Annotated in this window: 16 protein-coding genes; 9 read left to right on the forward strand and 7 right to left on the reverse strand. The window is 71.0% G+C overall.

Annotated elements, in window-relative coordinates; genetic code table 11:
• Positions 1 to 69 precede the first annotated feature (69 nt).
• The 3 genes from sepH to NDW01_RS19810 all read left to right on the forward strand — a co-directional run bounded on the left by sepH (position 70) and on the right by NDW01_RS19810 (position 3,726).
• A complete protein-coding gene (gene sepH / locus NDW01_RS19800; RefSeq protein ID WP_252822648.1) occupies positions 70 to 1,482 on the forward strand; it encodes a septation protein SepH in 1,413 nt (470 codons plus the stop codon).
• A gap of 775 nt (positions 1,483 to 2,257) precedes the next feature.
• Positions 2,258 to 3,223, forward strand: a complete 966-nt coding sequence (locus NDW01_RS19805; RefSeq protein ID WP_252822649.1) for an IS110 family transposase — start codon at positions 2,258 to 2,260, stop codon at positions 3,221 to 3,223.
• A gap of 11 nt (positions 3,224 to 3,234) precedes the next feature.
• On the forward strand, positions 3,235 to 3,726 hold the full coding sequence (locus NDW01_RS19810; RefSeq protein ID WP_252822651.1) for an SMI1/KNR4 family protein: 492 nt from the start codon (positions 3,235 to 3,237) through the stop codon (positions 3,724 to 3,726).
• An 831-nt stretch (positions 3,727 to 4,557) separates the two neighbouring features.
• On the opposite strand, the gene NDW01_RS19815 is transcribed toward NDW01_RS19810, so the two are convergent.
• On the reverse strand, positions 4,558 to 5,160 hold the full coding sequence (locus NDW01_RS19815; protein ID WP_252822654.1) for a TetR/AcrR family transcriptional regulator: 603 nt from the start codon (positions 5,158 to 5,160) through the stop codon (positions 4,558 to 4,560).
• 130 nt (positions 5,161 to 5,290) lie between these two features.
• On the opposite strand from NDW01_RS19815, the gene NDW01_RS19820 reads away from it, so the two are divergent.
• The 3 genes from NDW01_RS19820 (at position 5,291) to NDW01_RS19830 (ending at position 7,180) form a co-directional block, all read left to right on the forward strand.
• Positions 5,291 to 5,692 (forward strand): nuclear transport factor 2 family protein, encoded by a 402-nt coding sequence (locus tag NDW01_RS19820; protein WP_252822656.1) that lies wholly within the window; start codon positions 5,291 to 5,293, stop codon positions 5,690 to 5,692.
• Between the two features lie 276 nt (positions 5,693 to 5,968).
• Positions 5,969 to 6,115 (forward strand): hypothetical protein, encoded by a 147-nt coding sequence (locus NDW01_RS19825; RefSeq protein ID WP_252822659.1) that lies wholly within the window; start codon positions 5,969 to 5,971, stop codon positions 6,113 to 6,115.
• A gap of 150 nt (positions 6,116 to 6,265) precedes the next feature.
• A complete protein-coding gene (locus NDW01_RS19830) occupies positions 6,266 to 7,180 on the forward strand; it encodes a M29 family metallopeptidase (protein WP_252822661.1) in 915 nt (304 codons plus the stop codon).
• 90 nt (positions 7,181 to 7,270) lie between these two features.
• Here NDW01_RS19830 and NDW01_RS19835 read toward each other — a convergent pair whose 3' ends face one another.
• The 3 genes from NDW01_RS19835 to NDW01_RS19840 form a co-directional block, all read right to left on the reverse strand.
• Positions 7,271 to 8,491 carry a SpoIIE family protein phosphatase gene (locus NDW01_RS19835; protein WP_308211746.1) on the reverse strand — a complete coding sequence of 407 codons (1,221 nt, stop codon included), beginning with the start codon at positions 8,489 to 8,491 and terminating at the stop codon, positions 7,271 to 7,273.
• 137 nt (positions 8,492 to 8,628) lie between these two features.
• Positions 8,629 to 8,763 (reverse strand): DUF397 domain-containing protein, encoded by a 135-nt coding sequence (locus NDW01_RS44370; protein WP_406567739.1) that lies wholly within the window; start codon positions 8,761 to 8,763, stop codon positions 8,629 to 8,631.
• Positions 8,745 to 9,575, reverse strand: coding sequence for a helix-turn-helix domain-containing protein (locus tag NDW01_RS19840; RefSeq protein WP_252778493.1), 831 nt, complete (start codon positions 9,573 to 9,575; stop codon positions 8,745 to 8,747). Before NDW01_RS19840 ends, NDW01_RS44370 begins: the two co-directional genes overlap by 19 nt.
• 94 nt (positions 9,576 to 9,669) lie before the next feature.
• On the opposite strand from NDW01_RS19840, the gene NDW01_RS19845 reads away from it, so the two are divergent.
• The 3 genes from NDW01_RS19845 (at position 9,670) to NDW01_RS19855 (ending at position 12,011) form a co-directional block, all read left to right on the forward strand.
• Entirely contained in the window at positions 9,670 to 10,110 is a 441-nt protein-coding gene (locus NDW01_RS19845; protein WP_252822666.1) for an ATP-binding protein, read from the forward strand.
• A gap of 114 nt (positions 10,111 to 10,224) precedes the next feature.
• On the forward strand, positions 10,225 to 11,202 hold the full coding sequence (locus NDW01_RS19850; RefSeq protein WP_252822669.1) for an ATP-binding cassette domain-containing protein: 978 nt from the start codon (positions 10,225 to 10,227) through the stop codon (positions 11,200 to 11,202).
• Complete coding sequence (locus NDW01_RS19855; RefSeq protein WP_252822671.1) at positions 11,199 to 12,011, forward strand: ABC transporter permease; 813 nt, start codon at positions 11,199 to 11,201, stop codon at positions 12,009 to 12,011. Before NDW01_RS19850 ends, NDW01_RS19855 begins: the two co-directional genes overlap by 4 nt.
• 85 nt (positions 12,012 to 12,096) lie before the next feature.
• On the opposite strand, the gene NDW01_RS19860 is transcribed toward NDW01_RS19855, so the two are convergent.
• The 3 genes from NDW01_RS19860 to NDW01_RS19870 all read right to left on the reverse strand — a co-directional run bounded on the left by NDW01_RS19860 (position 12,097) and on the right by NDW01_RS19870 (position 18,226).
• Complete coding sequence (locus NDW01_RS19860; RefSeq protein ID WP_252822672.1) at positions 12,097 to 13,200, reverse strand: serine hydrolase domain-containing protein; 1,104 nt, start codon at positions 13,198 to 13,200, stop codon at positions 12,097 to 12,099.
• 126 nt (positions 13,201 to 13,326) lie between these two features.
• On the reverse strand, positions 13,327 to 14,760 hold the full coding sequence (locus NDW01_RS19865; RefSeq protein ID WP_252822674.1) for an Ig-like domain-containing protein: 1,434 nt from the start codon (positions 14,758 to 14,760) through the stop codon (positions 13,327 to 13,329).
• Between the two features lie 229 nt (positions 14,761 to 14,989).
• Positions 14,990 to 18,226 carry a BTAD domain-containing putative transcriptional regulator gene (locus NDW01_RS19870; protein ID WP_252822677.1) on the reverse strand — a complete coding sequence of 1,079 codons (3,237 nt, stop codon included), beginning with the start codon at positions 18,224 to 18,226 and terminating at the stop codon, positions 14,990 to 14,992.
• Positions 18,227 to 18,416: the final 190 nt, after the last annotated feature.

Raw genomic sequence — 18,416 nt, forward strand, 5'->3', positions numbered from 1 at the left:
ACTGGTAGGACCGGGGGAAGGGCACGCATGCGCCCCGAGCCGCGTCGGACAGGGCACGAAAGGACACGCATGCAGGAACTGCGCCTCGTCGCGGTCAGCGAGGACGGGTCGTACCTCGTCCTCGCCACCGCGGGACGGGGCACCCGGTTCACGCTGCCGATCGATGATCGGCTGCGTGCCGTGGTCCGTGGACATTTCTCCCGCCTCGGCCAGTACGAGATCGAAGTGGAGAGTCCCTTGCGTCCCAAGGAGATCCAGGCTCGCATCCGCGCTGGAGAGACCGCGGAGGAGATCGCCGAGACGGCCGGCATCCCGGTGGAGCGTGTCCGCTGGTTCGAGGGACCGGTTCTCCAGGAGCGCGAGTACATGGCGCAGCAGGCGCAGCGCGTGCCCATCCGACGGCCCGGAGAGCCCTCGCCCGCCCCGGCCCTCGGCGAGATCGTCGAGGAGCGTCTCGGCCGGCGCGGCATCGACCTGGAAGAGGTCGAGTGGGACTCCCGCAAGTGCGAGGACCTCACGTGGCGGGTCAGCCTCTCCTTCTACTACGACGGCCGTCCCTACTCGGCGGAGTGGGCGTACGACCCGCGCCGCCGCCACATCTCTGCGGTGAACGACGAGGCCGCGCGCCTGTCCTCGCTCGACGTCGAGGAGTCCACCGACGACACGGTCACCCCGTTCCTGCCGCGCCGCGCCATGAAGGTCGTCGGCGACCCCGTCCGTGACCAGCCGCGCGACCAGGCTCCGCCGCCCCCGCCCCCGCCCCTTCCCGTCCCCATGCCGGGCCTGCGGGAGGAGCCGCCGGCCGAGCCGCCGGTCGTCCGCGACATCCCCAAGCCGGCGTCCGACGAGCCGGCCGCGCTCGCCCCGCGTCCGCGTGAGGCGCGCCCGGAGGTCGTCGCCCGGCCGCAGGAGGTCTCCGTCCCGAGGCCCGTCCCGGCCGCCGAGCGCCCCGCTCCCGCGCCGCAGCCGGCCCGGCCCGAGCCGGCCGCCCCGCCCGCCGCCGAGATCCCGGCCGCCGAGGCCCCCGCCGCGCAGGACCCGGCCGAGCCGGAATCGGTCCCGAAGCCCGCCGAGCCGAAGCAGCCGGAGCGCCCCGAGGAGCCCGAGCGTTCGGAACCGGCACCCGCTGCGGCCGAGCCGCCGGCGCCCGAGCCCGCCGCGCCGAAGCCGCCCGCGCCGAGGCCGGCGCCCAAGCCGTTCGAGGCCGAACCGGCCGCCGTGGCCAAGCCCGCCGTGCCGAAACCCGCACCGCCGAAGCCGGCTCCGAAACCCGCCCCGGCGAAGCCGGCCGCACAGAAGCCCGCCGAGAAACCGGCGGAGAAGGTCGCCGACCGCCCGGCGGCGGCCGCGGCCGCGGCCGCGAAGCCGGCCGCGCCGCCCGCTCCGGAGAAGCGCCCGCCGGCGCGGAAGAGGGCACGGAGCAAGCGCGCCTCGGTCCCGTCCTGGGACGAGATCATGTTCGGCGCCCGCCGCCCGGAGTGACCAGGAGGAGGCCCCCGCCGCTCGCCACCGGATCACCGGCCGCGCGCGATGCGCTGGCACCGCGTCTCAGTGCCACGGCAACAGGTTGAGGCACGATCGCCGGGGGATACCGATCCCCGGCGATCACCGTCCCCCGGGGCCTTTCTGCGAAGCACCGACCCACGCAGGCCGACCGACAGACCCGGAAGGAAACGCCGAACCCCGCGACCACCCTCACACCAGGCCCTCCCGCGAAGCCCCATCCACGCAGGCCGACCGACAGGCTCAGGCACGTCGAGCCCTGGCGATCGCTCGTTAGGCGATCCTGTTCTGGCGGTCCTTTGAGGGCCGTCACCTCTCGGCCCGGTGGGTGTACGGCCTGCGATCGGTCAGCTGCTTGACGGCTTGCGACAGTGTTACCGGCCCCGCCGGGACGAGGGCGTCCGGACTGGCATCAGGGAATCGCCCCACGAGGGCCGCGGTAACGAGCTTCCGGCAGGCGTCCTCTCCGCGACAGAGGGGTGTGGTTCTCCTCCCTCTGGAAGGACGCGAATTGCACACGGTCGGTTGGGACTGGGGTAGCCGGACCCATTCGGTGACGGTGCTGGACGCCATGGGCAGCAAGGCGGCTCGGTGGACGCTCCCGCACACTGAGGCCGGGCTCACCCGGCACGCTACGGCGCCTGGCGGACTACGGCGACGCCTGTGGTCTGCGGGTCGCGATCGAGACGAGCAAGGGCCTGGTGGTCGATCGGCTGCTGGCGGCCGGACATCCGATCGTGCCGATCCACCGGGGATGTTCAACGCGATGCGGCCCCGGTGGGGAGCGTCTCGCGCGAAGAGCGACAGCGCCGACAGCTTCATGCTGGCCGACTTGCTGCGCACCGATGGTCATCTCCTGCGGTCGCTGGCACCGACCGAGACGACCACGCTGGAGCTTCAGGCGCTGTCGCGGCAGCGCAGCGATTTGGTCGCGACCCGCACCGGCTTGACGAACCAGCTGCGGGCCCTGCTGGAGGCGCATTGGCCGGGAGCGACCCGGCTGTTCAAGAACATCGATGCGGGGATCTCGCTCGCGTTCTTGGACCGTTTCCCGACCCCGCAGGCCGCCGCGAAACTCACGCCGGCCAAGCTGGACGCCTTCTTGCGCCGTCACGCCTACACCGGCGGCAAGACCGGAGCCGAGCTCCTCGAACGGCTGCGGACTGCGCCCAAGGCCGCCAGCAGGGTCAGCTCCGAGATCGTCACCGTCATGGTGAACACCCAGGTCGGGCAGGTCCGTGCGATTGTCGAGGCCATCAAATCCCTGGAGTCGGCCATCAAGCAGGTCTTGGACGCTCACCCCTACGCCGAACTGTTCCAGGCACTGCCTCGAGTCGGGACGGTGAACCTGGCGCAGATCATCGGCGAGATCGGGCCCATGCCGGAGCGCGGCCTGACCGCTGAGCAGCTCGCGGCCGAGGTCGGCATGGCCCCGGTCACCCGGGCCAGCGGCAAGGTCCACACCGTGGGCTTCCGGCACGCCGCCAGCCGGGCTGCGCGCAAGGCCCTGCACACCTTCGCCGACAACAGCCGCCATGACGATCCGTGGGCCGCTGACCTTTACCAACGCGCTCGTGACCGAGGCAAACGCCATCCCCAGACCGTTCGCATCCTGGGCAGGGGCTGGCTCCGGATCATGCACGCTTGTTCCCGGGACGGCACACCTTACGATCCCGCCATTCACCACTCCCCGCATCGACCCGTGCCCACTGGAACATAGGCTTTCCGGCCATGGCGAATTTCGAGCACGTTAAAGCCTCCTTCTGGGGAGCGGGGACTTACGGGGTTCAACCGCCGTTGACCGATGCCTTGATCCACCAGGCCGAAGAACTCCTCTCGGTGGATCTGCCGCCCGAGTTGCTGGAACTGCTGCGCCTTCGCAACGGCGGCCCTGTCTCCGACGCGTGGAGTGCTTTCCCCACCCAGCGGCCCACCTCCTGGAGCCCCGACCATGTTCCCTTCACCGATCTGCACGGCATCGGTCACGACGGGAACGCAACGACCCTGCTCAACAGCCCATACCTGACCACGGAATGGGACCTGCCGCCCCGGCTGGTGCTGCTCTCCGGCGACGGCCACTACTGGATCGCCCTGGACTACCGCACCCAGCACGAACCATGCGTCACCTGGTTCGATACCGACCTGGAAGCCGAACTGCACCTCGCCGCCGACTTCCGCACCTTCATCGAAGGACTCATGCCAGCCGAAGACCTGGCCGGATGACTCAACGACGGTCAACGAAGAGCTGCCGCGACGCTTCCGGTCCTCGCTACGCTGCGGTCCGGGTCACCTTGCCACCGATGACCCGGCTCCTCAATGTGGCACCTGAACAGCAGAAACCATTGACGACCGCGCCACCAGCTTGACTCAGGGAACTGTCGCATCGGGGCGGTCTGCGAAACCCTGCGCAGAGTCCGGCCGGTGTGAATGCGCGAACTGGAGGCGGTGTAGCAATCGGTGAAGCCGCTGACAGCCTGCCCATTATCGGGACGAACCACCTGGCAGCCCCGGCTTTCACGAGCGCCATGCTCGTTCGGCCGCCGCGCGCCCGCGTCAGGGGGCGTGGAGTCCGTCCTGTTATCCGGCCAAAGGGCTCTTGAACCGGCTCGATCAACGACTGCGACGTCGTTAGTGACGTCCCAGGCCCGGCAAACCGGTCACCGTCCGTCCACAGCGACGCCACCGAGACAGCGGCGACGGCACAGCGACCGCGACGACGGCACTGAGGCCACGGCGACGGCACGGTGGCCACGGCGACGGCACGGTGGCCACGGCGACGGCACGGTGGCGGTTGCGACGGCGATGGCGGCGGCGTCGCCGGGGATATGGACGGGGCGAGCGGGCCCGGCCCGCCGCCGGTCGGCCCCTGCGATCCCACCGAGCCGGCCGACTCACGCAGCGCTCCCCCAACGACGCGACGCAACGCCTTCCAACAGCGCAACGCCTTCCCAACGACGCGGCCGGCTCACGCAGCGCGTTCCCAACGGGCCCCTGGGCCGCAGCGGGCGCCGGCGGCCCGCCGAGGCGCTCCGGCCGGTCGTGCTCGGTGACGGCCTACGGCGTTTCGTCAGGAGAGGCTTGGGTGCCCGCGAAGCCGTGCCGCATGATCCGGAGAAGGCGCCGTGCGTCCTGCGCGCCGGTGGCCGCGATGGCGGTCGCGTTCGTCAGGGCGAGCACGTCGTCCACGGTCAGGCCGACGTTCACGTCACCGCTTCGCTGGGCTCGGACGAGCAATTCCTGGGCCGTGTCCCGCATGGAACGGTGCCACTGGTCGAACAGCACGGAGCGCCGCTCGTCGCTGTGCTCGGTTCCCGCGGACGCCAGGGCGCGTTTGGTCGCGACGTGAACGACGAAGTCGTCCAGCCACGCGAAGAGTGCGTCGGCCGCCGATTCGGCGTCGATCAGGGCGGCGCCCTTCTGGCAGAGCGTCTCCACCTCGTCCGCGTAGACCGCCACGATCAGCTCGCTCCGTGTCGGGAAGTGCCGGTAGAGGGTCGCGTTGCCGACGCCCGCGCGGCGCGCCACCTCGTCCAACGCGACGTCGGGTCCCCTCTCGTCGAAGAGCTCCCTCGCCGCCGTGAGCAGCGCCCGGGCGTTCCGGGCCGCATCCGTCCTCCGTGGCCGTCCTGAGGGAACCGCCTCGCCCGGCTCCGCCATTCTCACGCTCCCTGCTTGCGAAACGGGGAGTTCCCCGTTTACGGTGACGCCAGTCTAACCGGGGAGCTCCCCGGATCGGCGTCGTCCCTGAGCGGTGCGCCTCCCACACCACGCGAAAGAAAGAGATGCCATGGCTCTCACCTGCGAAGACCGCTTCCTCATCGCCGAGCTGATCGCGATGCACGGGCACCTGTGCGACAGCGGAGAGCTGGAACGGCTGGGCGAGGTCTTCACCCCCGACGTCACCTATGACGTCACGGACTTCGGCCAAGCGCCGTTGCGCGGATTGAGCGCGCTCGCCGACGCGGCACGCGCCCTGGGGGACCGCAATCCCGTCGGACACCACGTCACGAACGTCGTCCTCACCGAGCAGGCCGACGGCCGCGTGCACGCGCGGTCCAAGGGGATCGGCATCAACGCCGACGGCACGAGCGGCAGCGTGACCTACGAGGACACCGTCGTGCGCACCGGCCAGGGTTGGCGGATCGACCACCGCACGTTGCTCGCCCGCCGGGCTCCCCTGGGCGGATGACCTCCGGTCGCCAGGGGCGCCGCCGGGCCGGCCTCGTACCGCCGAGGGGACGGCCCCGCCGGTCAGGCGCTCCGCCAGATGGAAATGGCGCGCTTTTCAACTCCTGACCAGGATGAATACTGACAGTTAATAACCGGTACACCGACAGCCCTTGAACTTCCCCAAGATCGGTATTGCATTCGTGGACCGTTCCGATGCACCATGACGAAGGCCCGCTAGACGATCTTGAACGGTGGGTCCGACCGAGTGCCGCATCACGGAGAGGAGTCCACAGCGATGTCGACCGTGACCGCAGACCACCCCCAGCTCGATGCCCTGAACCCATCACTCGACCTCGGTGAATTCATGATCGAGGGCACGACGGGAAGCAGCAAGGCGGGGACTTTGAGCGACTTCAACACCCCGCAGTATTTCTGGGTCTGAGCAGATCGGCGCGTGCACCGCGGGCTTCGGGCCGGCGGTGCACGCGCGACCTGATGGGCGCCCGGATGGGACACCTGCTTCGGAGGCTGACGAGTGACTGAAATGTGGGAGAAGTCGGTCGAGCGTTTCACGGCATACCTACCGAAATCCGTGTCGACCTGGCTGGTGATCATCGATGCCGCCGCCCACGCACGCCTGGCGGCATCGCTGCTGCCCCGGCTCAGCGGCGATGTGCGGGTCCTCCGACTCGGCGAGGTGTCCGTCGACGAGGTACGGGCGGCGGCGGTCGAGTACGTCGACCAGGACCACGTCGGCCTCATCGCCTTCCACGCCCGGAACTATCCCGAGTACCAGGAGGCGCTGGTGCGCTTCGCCGACTGGCCGAGCCGCCGGGTGAAGCTGTGCCTCGAGGTCTGGGACGACAACTTCGCCGCGCTCTTCGCCGAGGAGCCACAGGAGGTGGCCCGCCGATGCGACGGGCTCCGCCGACGGCTGACCGGCGAACGCACGCTCACCTATCGGGCCGCCGACGACGCGACCGAACTGCTCTCCTTCGACTGCGCGCCGGACGACTGGGTCGCCTACAGCGGTCTGGAGGACTACGACTACCTCCTGCCGAGCGGGGAGGTCGCGTGCGTCCCGGAGAGCGCGAACGGCACCCTGCCGGTCGAAGGGTGGATCATCGGGACCATCCCGTTCGGCCGGAAGTACGGCCGGATCCGCCCGGGCGATCTCACCGTCCACATCGCGAACGGCCGGGCGACCGGCGTCACCGGGCGCAACACCGAGCTCTGCCGGGATCTGGAGATGGCCTTCGACCGGCTGCCGGGCGTGCGTTCGATCGGCGAACTGGGGATCGGCCAGTCGAAGGCCGTCACCGAAGCGGCCAGATCACACCGGGCGGCGTTCACCTGGCACGAGCGCAACTACGGAGTGCACATCGGGTTCGGCGCCGAGCTGAGCGAGACCGCCGACCCCGACCAGCGGGCCACCGCTCACCACCTGGACATCGTCCTGTCCCGCGGGCGGCTGACCGGGCAGGCGGGACTGCTGCTGAGCTGGTGACCGCAGCAAGACGGCCGGCCCGGGTGTGGCCGCACGAGACCGCGGACCGGGGCGTGACCGCACGAGACCGCGGACCCGGGTGTGGCCGCCTCAGAGGCGTACGACGACGAGGGCCGTGTCGTCCGCCGCGCCGCCGGCCACGCCGAGGTCCGCGAGGAGCCGGTCGGCCAGTGACTCGGGATCCAGTCCACTGTGCCGGCCGACACTGTCGGCGAGGCGGCGCAGGCCGTCGTCGATGTCCTCGCCACGGCGCTCGATGAGTCCGTCGGTGTAGAGCACGAGGGTGGCACCCGAGGCGTAGTGCTGCTCGGCCTGCGGCCGCGGCTCGCCCGGCGTGCGCAGGCCGCGCGGCGGGTCGGTGGCCTGGTCGAGGAAGTCGACGGTGCCGTCGGGTTGGAGGAGGACCGGCGGCAGGTGACCGGCGCAGCTATAGGTGATCTTCTGTTCGGACCTGTCGATGACGGCCTGGACGGCCGTGCTCGCCAGCGCCCCCTCGACCGAGAGCGCGTACCGCCCGAGCGCCTGCAGGGCCGGGGCGGGTTCGGCGAGGGACTGGACGGCGGTGCTGAGCGCGCTGCGCAGCTGGCCCATGACCCCGGCGGCCGACAGTCCGTGTCCGACGACGTCTCCGACGGCCACCGCGAGCCGCTTCTCGTCCAGCTCGATCAGCTCGTACCAGTCACCGCACACGTGCAGCGAGTCGACCGAGGGCAGGTAGCGCACGGCGACGTCGTCGCGCTGTTCGAGATCGATCGCCGGCAGCATCGCCTGTTGGAGGGTGAGCGCGACCCGCCGCTCGCGCGCGTACGCCCGCCTCAGCTCCTCATTGATCTCGTGGAGCTCCTTGGCGCGGGCGAACAGCTCGGCCTCCATGGCCTGGTACCGCTCGGGGTCCTCCTTGGCGCGATGGGTGACGAACGCGGTCACGTCCTCGGTGCGCACGACGAACAGCATCGCCTCGCCGTCCGAGCCGAGAACGGGACTGGTGATCGTGCTCCAGTACCGCTCCTCGAACTCCCCGGGGCGGCCCGCCACGGGGATGTCGTACTTCATCGGCCCCTGGATGTCCCGCTGCCGCGTGACCGCGGCGCGACGCACGGACGTCTCCAGACTGCGCGAGCCCCGCAGCCCGGCATCATGTTCCGTGGGGAAGGCGTCGAACATGTACCGGCCGACGAGCTCCTCCCTCGTACGCCCGGTGGTGTCGGAGTAGCACTGATTCGCCTCGACGATCACCAGCTCGGGTGTCAGCACCAGACACGGACTCGGAGTCGCCGCGAACAGCGCCTCGTAGTCGATATAGGCGTGAATCTTGGCAGCCGTGACACACCTCCGGGATGGGCGGGATTACCCAGAGTCTACGAGATCCATCCCCATGACCTGCGAAGATGTTCGTTCATCCGAGCTGCACCGACACCATGATCACTGGCCGTCACTGCTCTCTATGGTCAGCGCACGCCAGTGATCTCGCGGTCAGCCCCACTCGCCGACCCCACGGCAGCGACTTCGACGCAGCTGGTGTTCTCCTCGCCGCTGTGCGTCGACTTCCGCCACTCGGCTCGGATCAGGCCCGGTCGATCCATGTCTGCCCCATCGCTCCGACGATCATGCCGATCGATTCATCCGGCGACAATGCCGCCGCTCGCAAGCGATCGTAAGTCAAAGCGATCTCGGCGATCTCTTCCTTCCTGTCGATCAGCCATCCCCCCTGACGGCCTTCCGCGAAGGCGACCGGCGACTGATCGACGAACTCGAAGATGGTGAACGGCCCGGTGGCCCCGGTCAGCTGCGCAGCGGCGAAGGGCAGCACTTGCAAGTTCACGAATGGCAGGCGGGCCAGGTCGACCAGCCGCCGGAGCTGGGCGAGGGTCATCTCGGCGTTGCCGATCGGCTGCTTCACAACCGTCTCGTGCAACACGACCCAGAGCAGCGGCGGGTCGGATCGGTCGAAGAGCGATTGCCGCCCGAGACGTCTCGCGACGCCGAGTCCGATGTCGTCGTCGCTGATCATCGGCCGGTTCGCGCGGATGACCGCCTGTGCATAGTCCTCGGTCTGGAAGAGGCCGGGGATGAGGCTGTTGGCCCAGATGCTGATCTTGTTGGCCTGGGATTCGAGTTCGACGTAGTGCTCGAACCAGCGAGGGGCCGAGCGGACGAGCTCGGCGAGGCGGGTGAGCATGTCGGGCAGGGCGAACAGCGTGTCCGCGCGTTCGGGGAAGCCGTCCGGTGGGTTGCGGCGGGCGGTCTCGACGCTGGCGACGGTGGACAGCGCCCAGCCGAGCTTGTGGGCGAGCTCGTCGAGGGTCCAGCCGTTCCGCTCGCGCAGGCGGCGCACCTCCGCGCCGAAGAACGCGCCGAGCGAGGAGAACGCGTCGAGCTTGCGGGGCGGGGGCATGGGGCACCTCGATCGTGTAACCGGAATCCTTCCGCAGCGTAATCATGTGGCGACAGTCTGTCCCGGTGAAATCAGCAACCCACGGGAGGAAGTCGTGACACGGTGTGCGCTACCGGGAGAGGTCAGCGGGGTGCTGCTGGCCGACGTACGGCTGGTCAACGCCCCGGAGTCGGCGTCGGCGGCGCGGCGGATCGTCAAGGCCGTCACCTGCGTCTGGGGTGCGGCGGCGGTCGCCGACCGCGCCGAGCTGCTCGTCTGCGAGCTGGTCGCCAACGCGACCAGGCACGCCCGTGACCGGCTCGGCACGAACCTGCGCCTGGTCGTCTCACGCGACGCCGAACGGCTGCGCATCGAGGTCCACGACGCCGATCCCGCGCTCCCCCGGATCCGGCACGGCGGGCTGCTGGAGGAGACCGGCCGGGGCCTCCTGCTCGCCGAGACGCTGGCCGACCGGCTCGGCTGGCAGGTGCTGGCGCGGGGCAAGGCCGTCTACGTCGAGCTGATCGCCTGGCCGCCGACGGCGGAAGCGCGCTGACGAGAGCCTTCTCAGACGCCTGTCAGGGGCTATCAGGCGGATGTGCGTGGGATGTCAGGGGTGCCGAGGACAGTGAAGGTCGTACGCACATGGACCTCACGGAAGAAGACCCCCATGACTTACGCGATCCAGGCGGAGGGCCTGGTGAAGCGGTTCGGTGAGACGGTCGCCCTGAACGGCGTGAGCCTCACGGCGCGCGCCGGCACCGTGCTCGGTGTGCTCGGCCCCAACGGGGCGGGCAAGACGACCGCCGTCCGCATCCTCGCCACCCTGCTGCGTCCCGACGAGGGCCGCGCGACCGTCGACGGCCACGACGTCGTACGGGAGGCCCATCAGGTCCGCCAGCTGATCGGGCTGACGGGACAGTACGCGTCGGTCGACGAGATGCTGACCGGCACGGAGAACCTCGTCATGATCGGCCGGCTGCTCGGCCTGCCGCGGTCGGAGGCGAAGGCGCGCGCGGCCGAGCTGCTGGAGCGGTTCGAGCTGTGGGACGCCCGGGACCGCCCGGCCAAGACCTACTCCGGCGGCATGCGCCGCCGGCTCGACCTGGTCGCCAGCCTGGTCGGGCGGCCGTCGGTGCTGTTCCTCGACGAGCCGACCACCGGCCTGGACCCGCACGCGCGCGGCGGGCTGTGGGACACCGTCCGCGGGCTGGTCGACGACGGCGTGACGGTGCTGCTGACCACGCAGTACCTGGAGGAGGCCGACCAACTGGCGGATGAGATCGCGGTGATCGACCGCGGCCAGGTGATCGCCAACGGCACCCCCGACGAGCTCAAGACGCAGGTCGGCGGGCAGGTGCTCCAGGTACGGCCGGTCGACGACCGGGACCGGGAGACGGTCGCCGGCCTGGTCAGCGTCGTGGTCGGCGACGGGATGCAGGTCGAGGGCGACCTGGTGACCGCGCCGGTGACCGACCCGGCCGTGCTGCCGACGATCGTCCGCCGCCTTGACGACGCGGGCGTGCAGGTGGCCGAGCTGTCGCTGCGCAAGTCGACCCTGGACGAGGTCTTCCTCGCCCTGACCGGCCACCGCGCCGAGCCGACCGACACCACCCCCGAACTCGTCACCGAAGGGAGCCGGGCGTGACCGCCTCCACCGTCACCGCACCCCGAACACTGACCCGGCGCGTCAGCCCCACCGCGACCCTGCGGCACACCGCGACGCTGGCCTGGCGCAGCCTGGTCCAGATCAAGCACAACCCGATGGAGCTGATCGACCTCAGCATCCAGCCGATCATGTTCGTGCTGCTGTTCACGTACGTCTTCGGCGGCCAGATGGCCGGTGGCCATCCGGTGCAGTACCTGCAGTTCGCGCTGCCCGGCATCATCGCGCAGAACGCCATGTTCGCCACCATGAACACCGGCTTCCTGCTGAACACCGACCTGACCAAGGGGGTGTTCGACCGGCTGCGCAGCCTGCCCATCGGGCGCATGTCTCCGCTGGCCGGCCGGATCGTCGCCGACACCGTCAAGCAGGCGTGGTCCATGGCGATCCTGATCGCCGTCGGCATGATCATCGGCTTCCGCGTGAAGACCGACGTCGTCCACCTGGGCCTGGCCTTCCTGCTGCTCCTGGTCTTCGCGCTGGCGTTCTCCTGGATCGCCGTACTGATCGGCGTCCTGGTGAGCGAGCCGGACAAGGTGATGATCTTCGGCTTCACGACGGTCTTCCCGCTCAGCTTCACGAGCAGCGCGTTCGCGCGCGTCGACACGATGCCGGGCTGGCTGCAGGCCTGGGTGAAGGTCAACCCCGTGACGCACCTCGCCGACGCCACCCGCGGTCTCATCAACGGCGGCGCCGTCGCCTCCCCGGTCCTGTGGTCCCTGGCGTGGGCCGCGGCCATCGCGGTCGTCTTCGCCCCCCCCGCGGTACGCGCCCTGCGCCGCCGGGTGTGAGGGCCGCACCCACCGCGTACGGGCCCGCCTCCCTGCGGGCCCGTACGCGCGCCCGTACGGGCGAACGGGTACGAGAGCGAGAAGGTCAGGTCGTGCAGAATTCGGCGTTGAGTGCTTGGCGGAGACCGGCGTCGACGGCCTGGTCGTTCGTTGCGTGCAGGGCGTTCGCGGTGACGGTGAGGTGGCGTTGCCGAGTGTGGAAGCTGTAGGTGACGTATCCGGGGATGTGTCCCATGTGACCCCAGACGGCCCCGCAGGGAAGCGTGAGCTTGACGAGTCCGAGACCGTAGTCCAGGCCCGGTCCGGGCACGGTGCGCTGCATCTGGTTCAGCAGTGAGACGGGGAAGAGCCGGCCTTGCAGGAGCAGGGTGAAGAACCGGTTGAGGTCGGCCGCGGTGGAGACGATGGCGCCGGCCGCCCAGGCGTTGGAGGGGTTGAAGCGGGTGATGTCCTCGGGGTGGCCGCGTTCGTCGGTGGTGTAGCCGCGTGGGTGGGTGCCGCCGATGGCCGGGTTGGTGATGGGGAGCCAGGTGTCGGACAGGCGGTGAGGGATGGAGATGCGTCGCCGGAGGGCGTACCCGAGGGGTTGTCCGGTGATTTTCTCGGCGAGCAGGCCCAGGGCGATGTAGCCGGTGTTGGAGTAGTGCCAGGGACCGCCTGGCCGTGAGGTGGGGGGCATGCTCGTGCCGAGGTCGATGAGTTGCCGCGGAGTGTAGGTGGTGCGGGCCAGGCGCCGGAATCCTTCGGGGGTGTCGTCGAAGGAGGCGCTGTAGTCGGCCAGGCCGCTGGTGTGGTCGAGGAGCATCCGTACGGTGATCTGTCCGCCGCGGGGCAGTAGGCCCGGAAGGTAGCGGTCGATCGGCTCATCAAGGCCGAGCTTTCTTTCGCCGATCAGTTGCAGGATGAGCGTCGCGGTGAAGGTCTTGGTGACGCTGCCGATGCGCCAGCGCCCCGTGGCCGGCATCGGTGTGCGGGTCCGCAGGTCGCCGACGCCACTGGCGCCCGCCCAGCGGCCGTCCTCATCACTGGCCTCGGCGAGCGCGCCGGGGGCGCCGGCGGCGACGATCTGGTTCAGTGCCGCCTGGATGGCGGTCCTGCGGGTGGCCGGGGTGGCCTGGACAGGTGTGGGTGCCGATACCGGTAGCAGTGCCGCGAAGAGGACGAGCGGCGCGAACACGAGCCGTTTCATGGCGGTTACTCCTCAAAGGGGAATCCGGCGGGGCTGTGGCTCGGCGGCCTCCGTCTCGCCCCGTGACTGCGTACCGCGCGGGGGAGACGGAGGCCGCCTTACCGTGACGCTCCCATCGCCCGGCGATCAGCTCGCCTTCGCGGGCGTCGTCGCGGGTGGGCAGCGTGGCGTCTCGAAGGTCACGCCGTCGATGAGGTTGCCGAACGCCGGGTTACCGCCCGCGGCCGACACCGACTCGAAGGAGAAACGGGTGACGGTCTGCCCCGGCGGGACGACGTACACCCCGGTGTAGTGGCGCCAGGCGGTGTTGCCGTCGGAGATGTCCGGGGAGGAGGCCCCGGTCGGGGTCTGCGCCACGGTCGAGCCGGGTGCCCCGATGAGCACCCGCATCACGTCGGTGCCCAGACGGCCGCGGTGGTACAGCGACCAGGTCAGCCGTGTTCCCGGCACGGTGGGCAGGTCCTGGTAGAGCGTGGAGACCTGGGTGGCGTTGAGCTCGGCGAACTGCCCGCCGTCGGCCGATGGAACCCCGCTGAAGCCGGTACGCCAGAACTCCAGCTGGTGATCGGTGGCGGTGGTGCGCCAGCCGACGGCCGGATTGGTCGAGGCGTCGGGAAGCAGCTGGTACCCGGTCACGGGTGGCGCTTCGAAACTGCCGTTGACCAGGGTGACGGGCGTGTCGGTGCACGGGACGGTGACGGTGACCTTGGCGGTGCCGGTCCCGCACGCGGTGGTGATGGTGTAGGTGAAGGTGTCGGTGCCGACGAAGCCCGGAGCGGGCGTGTAGACGATGTTGCCGCCGGAGATCGTCGCGGTCCCGGCCCCGGGCCGGCTGACGCTGCTGATCGTCGGTGCGCTCGCGGTGTCGTTGGCCAGGACCGGCACGCTGACGGGCTTGCCCTGGCTGGTCGCGGTGTCGTCGGCGGCCTTGGTCGGCGAGATCGACTGCCCGCTCACGATCTGGATCGGTGGAGCGGGCGTGTTGCTGCCGAGCTGCCCCGGAGCGGAGTTGTTGCTCCAGATCCCGACCGGCCGGATGGTCATGCTGCGCCCGATGGTGCCCTGCCTGACCCGGAACGTGATGACCTGCGGCGGCGCGTCGGCCTTGCCGCCCGGCGACGGAATCGTCAGGGTGGTACCGCTGATGGAGCCGGCCCCCGTCCGACCGACGATGTCGGCGCTGGCCAGCAGGGACGACAGGTCCCACGTGGTGCGGTACTGAGACACCACCCACGGCCACTGAGCCGTGTGGTGCCGCAGCGTGACCGTGAAGGTGCCGCCCGGCGCGATCTGCCCGCCCCACAGGGACGGAGAGGTCGTGACCGACACCGATCCCCTACCCAGCCGCATCCCGATGAGGTTCTTCCAGTAGTAGTCGACGGGATAGGCCGCCCGCCCCGGCCGCACACACGGCGCGTAGACGGCCCGCGTGACCGCGTGCCGCACCCCGGCGGCGGCGTGGGCGTCGGTACCGGCCGCCACCAGCGCCCCACCCGCCGCCACCAGCGCGGACACGGCACAGGCCGACGCGGTCAGCGCGGATCTGGATCGTTGTGACATCAGCGTGAATCTCCGATCTGTCGTGGGACATGCAAGATCGAATCCACCACGATGTTACGTTGAGTGATCACATAATCGCTGTCAGCTTCCGTCGCGGGTCGCACCGCGGATGCCTCTGCCACTGATCATCTGGCGCCGACCATCGCGGCCGGACAGGTCGCGGACTCCGCCGGCGTCTCCCCCTGTTGCCCGGGCTGGACGATGAAGACGGCGCCGATCACCCGCACGGTCAAGCGGGCGGGGTCGCGGCTCCCGGACGGCTCACCGGCCGGTCGGTGATCGGATCGATCCCCAGGCGCTCCGCGACGTCCTCGGCCCGCAGGGCGTGCCCGCGCGCGTACGCCTCCGCGTACCGCTCGTCGCCGATCGCCTCGCGTACGGCGCGCTCGATCCGCGGCGGATCTGCGAGCGACCGGTCCTCGGCCCCGCGGATGCCGACGGAGGCTCCGAGGAGCAGGGCCGCGCCGCCGGGGTCGCCGCTGCGGAGCGCGTGGTCCGCCAGGCCGACGACGGCCTGCCCGATGATCGGGGCGTCGTGCGCCAGCCAGGCGTACCGGAACGCCTGGACGTGCCGGGCCAGCGCCGCGTCGAGATCGCCCTCAAGTCCGAGGATCATGCCGAGCTGGGTGTTGATCATCGAGGCGAACTGCGGCGGCCCGCCCACCCACTCGCCCAGGGTGAGGTCCTCGAGCGCGGCCCGCGCCACGTCGAGGTCGCCGCGGCGTCGTGCCACGTCGGCCGTGTTGAAGCGGACGACGGCGATGTCCATGGGCGAGCCGCGGCGCTCGGCGCCGCGAAGGGCGGCGTCGAGTTCGGCGCGGGCCCTCTCGTCTTCGCCGAGCGCGGCGAAGGCATGGGCGAGGCGGACGCGCAGGTGGCTGGAGTCGTCGAAGCTCCCCAGGTCAAGCGAGTAGCGCAGGGCCTCCTCGATGTAGTCCTTGGCGGACAGCGGATCGCCCCGCCACAGGGTGAGTTCGGCGAGCCCGGTGAGCGTCAGCGACATGCCCCAGCGTTCGCCGAGGGCGCGGAACCGGTCGAGCGCGGCCGTGAAGCTCTCGTCGATCTCCCCTACCCGGCCGAGATTGATCAGCGCGTGCCCGCGCATCGTCTCCGCGGCGGCCCGGAGCCACGGGTCGCGTGCCTCCCGCAGGGCGTCCAGCGCCGTGAGCGCCTCCTCGATGCGGCCGTCGAACATCATGAGGCCCAGCGGAGCGACGCGGAGCATCGGGTGCAGATCGTCCGGCGGGATGGCGGCGCAGGCCGCCATCGCGGAGTCGATCCTGCGCCACACGTCGTCGTCGCGCAGCGTCGGATCGGCGTCGAGCTTTCCCATCAGCCAGTAGATGGTCGCCGCCGCGTACGCGCCGATCGGCCCCCTGCCGGGCACCGCCAGAGCCTCCCCGGCGAGCTGCTGTCCTTCGAGGCGCATCCCGCGCAGCAACCAGAACCAGCCCAGGGCCGCGACGTACCGGAGGGCGAGCGCGGCGTCCTGGATCTCGATCGCCCAGCGCAGCGCCGAGTGGAGGTTGTCGTACTCGGCGGTGAGGCGGTCCAGCCACCGCAGCTGGTCACGGGTGCGCAGCCTGGGCTCGGCCGTCTCGGCCAGCCCGAGGAAGTGGTGCGCGTGCGCGCGGCGGATCCGCTGGGCCTCGCCGGCCTCGGAGAGCCGCTCGGCGCCGTACGCCCGGATCGTCTCCAGGACGCGGTACCGCCCGGTCGCGTCGATCTCGACGAGCGACTTCTCGACCAGGCCGGTGAGCGCGTCGAGCACGTCGCCGCCGCAGACGTCCTCGATGCTCTCCAGGGTCGCGCCGCCCGCGAAGACCGACAGGCGCCGCAGCAGCGTGCGTTCGGGCTCGTCGAGCAGGTCCCAGCTCCAGTCGACGACGGCGCGCAGCGTCTGGTGCCGGGGCAGGGCCGTACGGCTGCCGCCCGTCAGCAGGCGGAACCGGTCGTCGAGGCGGTCCGCGAGCTGCGCGGCGGTCATCGTACGCAGACGGGCGGCGGCCAGTTCGATGGCGAGGGGCATGCCGTCGAGCCGGCGGCAGATGGCCTGGACCGCCGGCAGGTCGGCTGCGGCGTCGAAGCCGGGCCGCACCGCGGTGCCGCGTTCGACGAACAGGCGGACGGCGGGGTAGCCCAGCGTCTCCCGCAATGAGGAGGCCCGGCCGGGTTCGGCGGGAGGCCGGCGCGTCTCCACGGGGTCCTCGGGCGGGAAGGCGAGCGGCGGCACCGGCCACAGGCTCTCACCGATGATGCCCAGCGACTCCCGGCTCGTCGCGAGGACGCGTACGCCGGGGCAGTCGGCGAGCACCCGGTCCACGAGCCGGGCGCACGAGTCGATCAGATGCTCGCAGTTGTCGAGCAGGATCAGCAGCCGCTCGTCCGCCAGCGCGGCGACGAGCCGCTCGACCGGCTCGACGCTGGTCGGCGCCGAGCCGCGCACCCCGGCGGTCAGCGCGGCCTCACGGAGCCCGAGCGTGTGCAGCAGCGCCTGCGGGACCTCCCCCGGGTCCCCGACCCCGGCGAGCTCGATCAGCCAGACGCCGCCCGGCATCCGCTCGGTCAGGCCGGCGGCCGCCTCCACGGCCAACCGGGTCTTGCCCGCTCCCCCGGGCCCGGTGAGGGTGACGAGGCGGTTCTCCTCCAGGAGCTTGCCGACGCGTTCGATCTCCTCCTCGCGGCCGATGAAGCTCGTCAGCCGGGCGGGCAGGTTGTGACGGCCCCGTGACCGGGCCGGGGCCTGCTCGCCGCGCAGCACGGCGAGATGGACGGCGCGCAGGTCCGGCGACGGGTCGACGCCGAGCTCCTCGGCGAGGGTCCGGCGGGCGTCCTCGAAAGTGGCGAGTGCGTCGGCCTGGCGGCCGGCGGCGCACAGGGCCCGCATGTACTGCCCGCGCAGGCGCTCGCGAAGGGGATGCGCGGCGACCAGCGCCTCCAGCTCGGCGGGGTCGGCCCGGCCGAGTGCCAGCAGCGCCTCGGCGTGGTCCTCGACGGCGGCGAGGCGCTGTTCGGCGAGGCGGGAGACGTGGCCACGGGCGAAGTCGGTGTCGGCGACGTCGGCGAGCGGGGTGCCACGCCACAGGCTCAGGGCCTCGGCCAGGGCGTCCGCCGCGCGCGCCGGATCGTCGTGCAGCAGGCGCCGTCCGTGGGCGACGAGCCGGTCGAAGCATCGGATGTCGACCACGTCGTCCTCGACGACCAGCCGGTATCCGGCGGGGCGCGAGTCGATCATCGCGCCGGGCAGGGTTCTGCGCAGCCGGGAGATCAGCGACTGCAGGGCGTTCGGGGCTCCGGCCGGCGGGTCGCCGTCCCACACGCCGGCGACGAGCCGGTCGGCGGTCAAGACCCGGGGAGCCTCCAGGGCCAGCAGGATGAGGAGCGCGCGCAGGCGGGCGCCGCCCACCTCGACCGGGCGTCCGGCGTCATCGGTGACCTCGAGAGGGCCGAGCAGCGAGATCCGCACGGGTCGATCCTCTCCTGTCCGCCCGGGTGAGCGCCGCCACTTTTCCGTCATCGCGAGATATATCTCGATGAGTCTCGCATAAAAACGGCGGGTCGGCTCCCTGCCGACCCGCCGTCGATGCGGAAAGGCGGCCCCCGGCGCCGTGGCCGGCCCGCGGGCACGAATCGGACCGCGGGCCCCGCGGACACGG

Origin of the sequence: Actinoallomurus soli (assembly GCF_024055715.1) — a bacterium.
GTDB lineage: Bacteria > Actinomycetota > Actinomycetes > Streptosporangiales > Streptosporangiaceae > Actinoallomurus > Actinoallomurus soli.

What these genes read in the sequence shown, in the direction of transcription:
- NDW01_RS19815 (WP_252822654.1), bottom strand. Translation starts at nt 5,160, where the DNA reads ATGGCGGAGCCGGGCGAGGCGGTTCCCTCAGGACGGCCACGGAGGACG.
- NDW01_RS19825 (WP_252822659.1), top strand. Translation starts at nt 5,969, where the DNA reads ATGTCGACCGTGACCGCAGACCACCCCCAGCTCGATGCCCTGAACCCA.
- NDW01_RS19805 (WP_252822649.1), top strand. Translation starts at nt 2,258, where the DNA reads ATGTTCAACGCGATGCGGCCCCGGTGGGGAGCGTCTCGCGCGAAGAGC.
- NDW01_RS19840 (WP_252778493.1), bottom strand. Translation starts at nt 9,575, where the DNA reads ATGCCCCCGCCCCGCAAGCTCGACGCGTTCTCCTCGCTCGGCGCGTTC.
- NDW01_RS44370 (WP_406567739.1), bottom strand. Translation starts at nt 8,763, where the DNA reads ATGGATCGACCGGGCCTGATCCGAGCCGAGTGGCGGAAGTCGACGCAC.
- NDW01_RS19810 (WP_252822651.1), top strand. Translation starts at nt 3,235, where the DNA reads ATGGCGAATTTCGAGCACGTTAAAGCCTCCTTCTGGGGAGCGGGGACT.
- NDW01_RS19820 (WP_252822656.1), top strand. Translation starts at nt 5,291, where the DNA reads ATGGCTCTCACCTGCGAAGACCGCTTCCTCATCGCCGAGCTGATCGCG.
- sepH (WP_252822648.1), top strand. Translation starts at nt 70, where the DNA reads ATGCAGGAACTGCGCCTCGTCGCGGTCAGCGAGGACGGGTCGTACCTC.
- NDW01_RS19860 (WP_252822672.1), bottom strand. Translation starts at nt 13,200, where the DNA reads ATGAAACGGCTCGTGTTCGCGCCGCTCGTCCTCTTCGCGGCACTGCTA.
- NDW01_RS19850 (WP_252822669.1), top strand. Translation starts at nt 10,225, where the DNA reads ATGACTTACGCGATCCAGGCGGAGGGCCTGGTGAAGCGGTTCGGTGAG.
- NDW01_RS19865 (WP_252822674.1), bottom strand. Translation starts at nt 14,760, where the DNA reads ATGTCACAACGATCCAGATCCGCGCTGACCGCGTCGGCCTGTGCCGTG.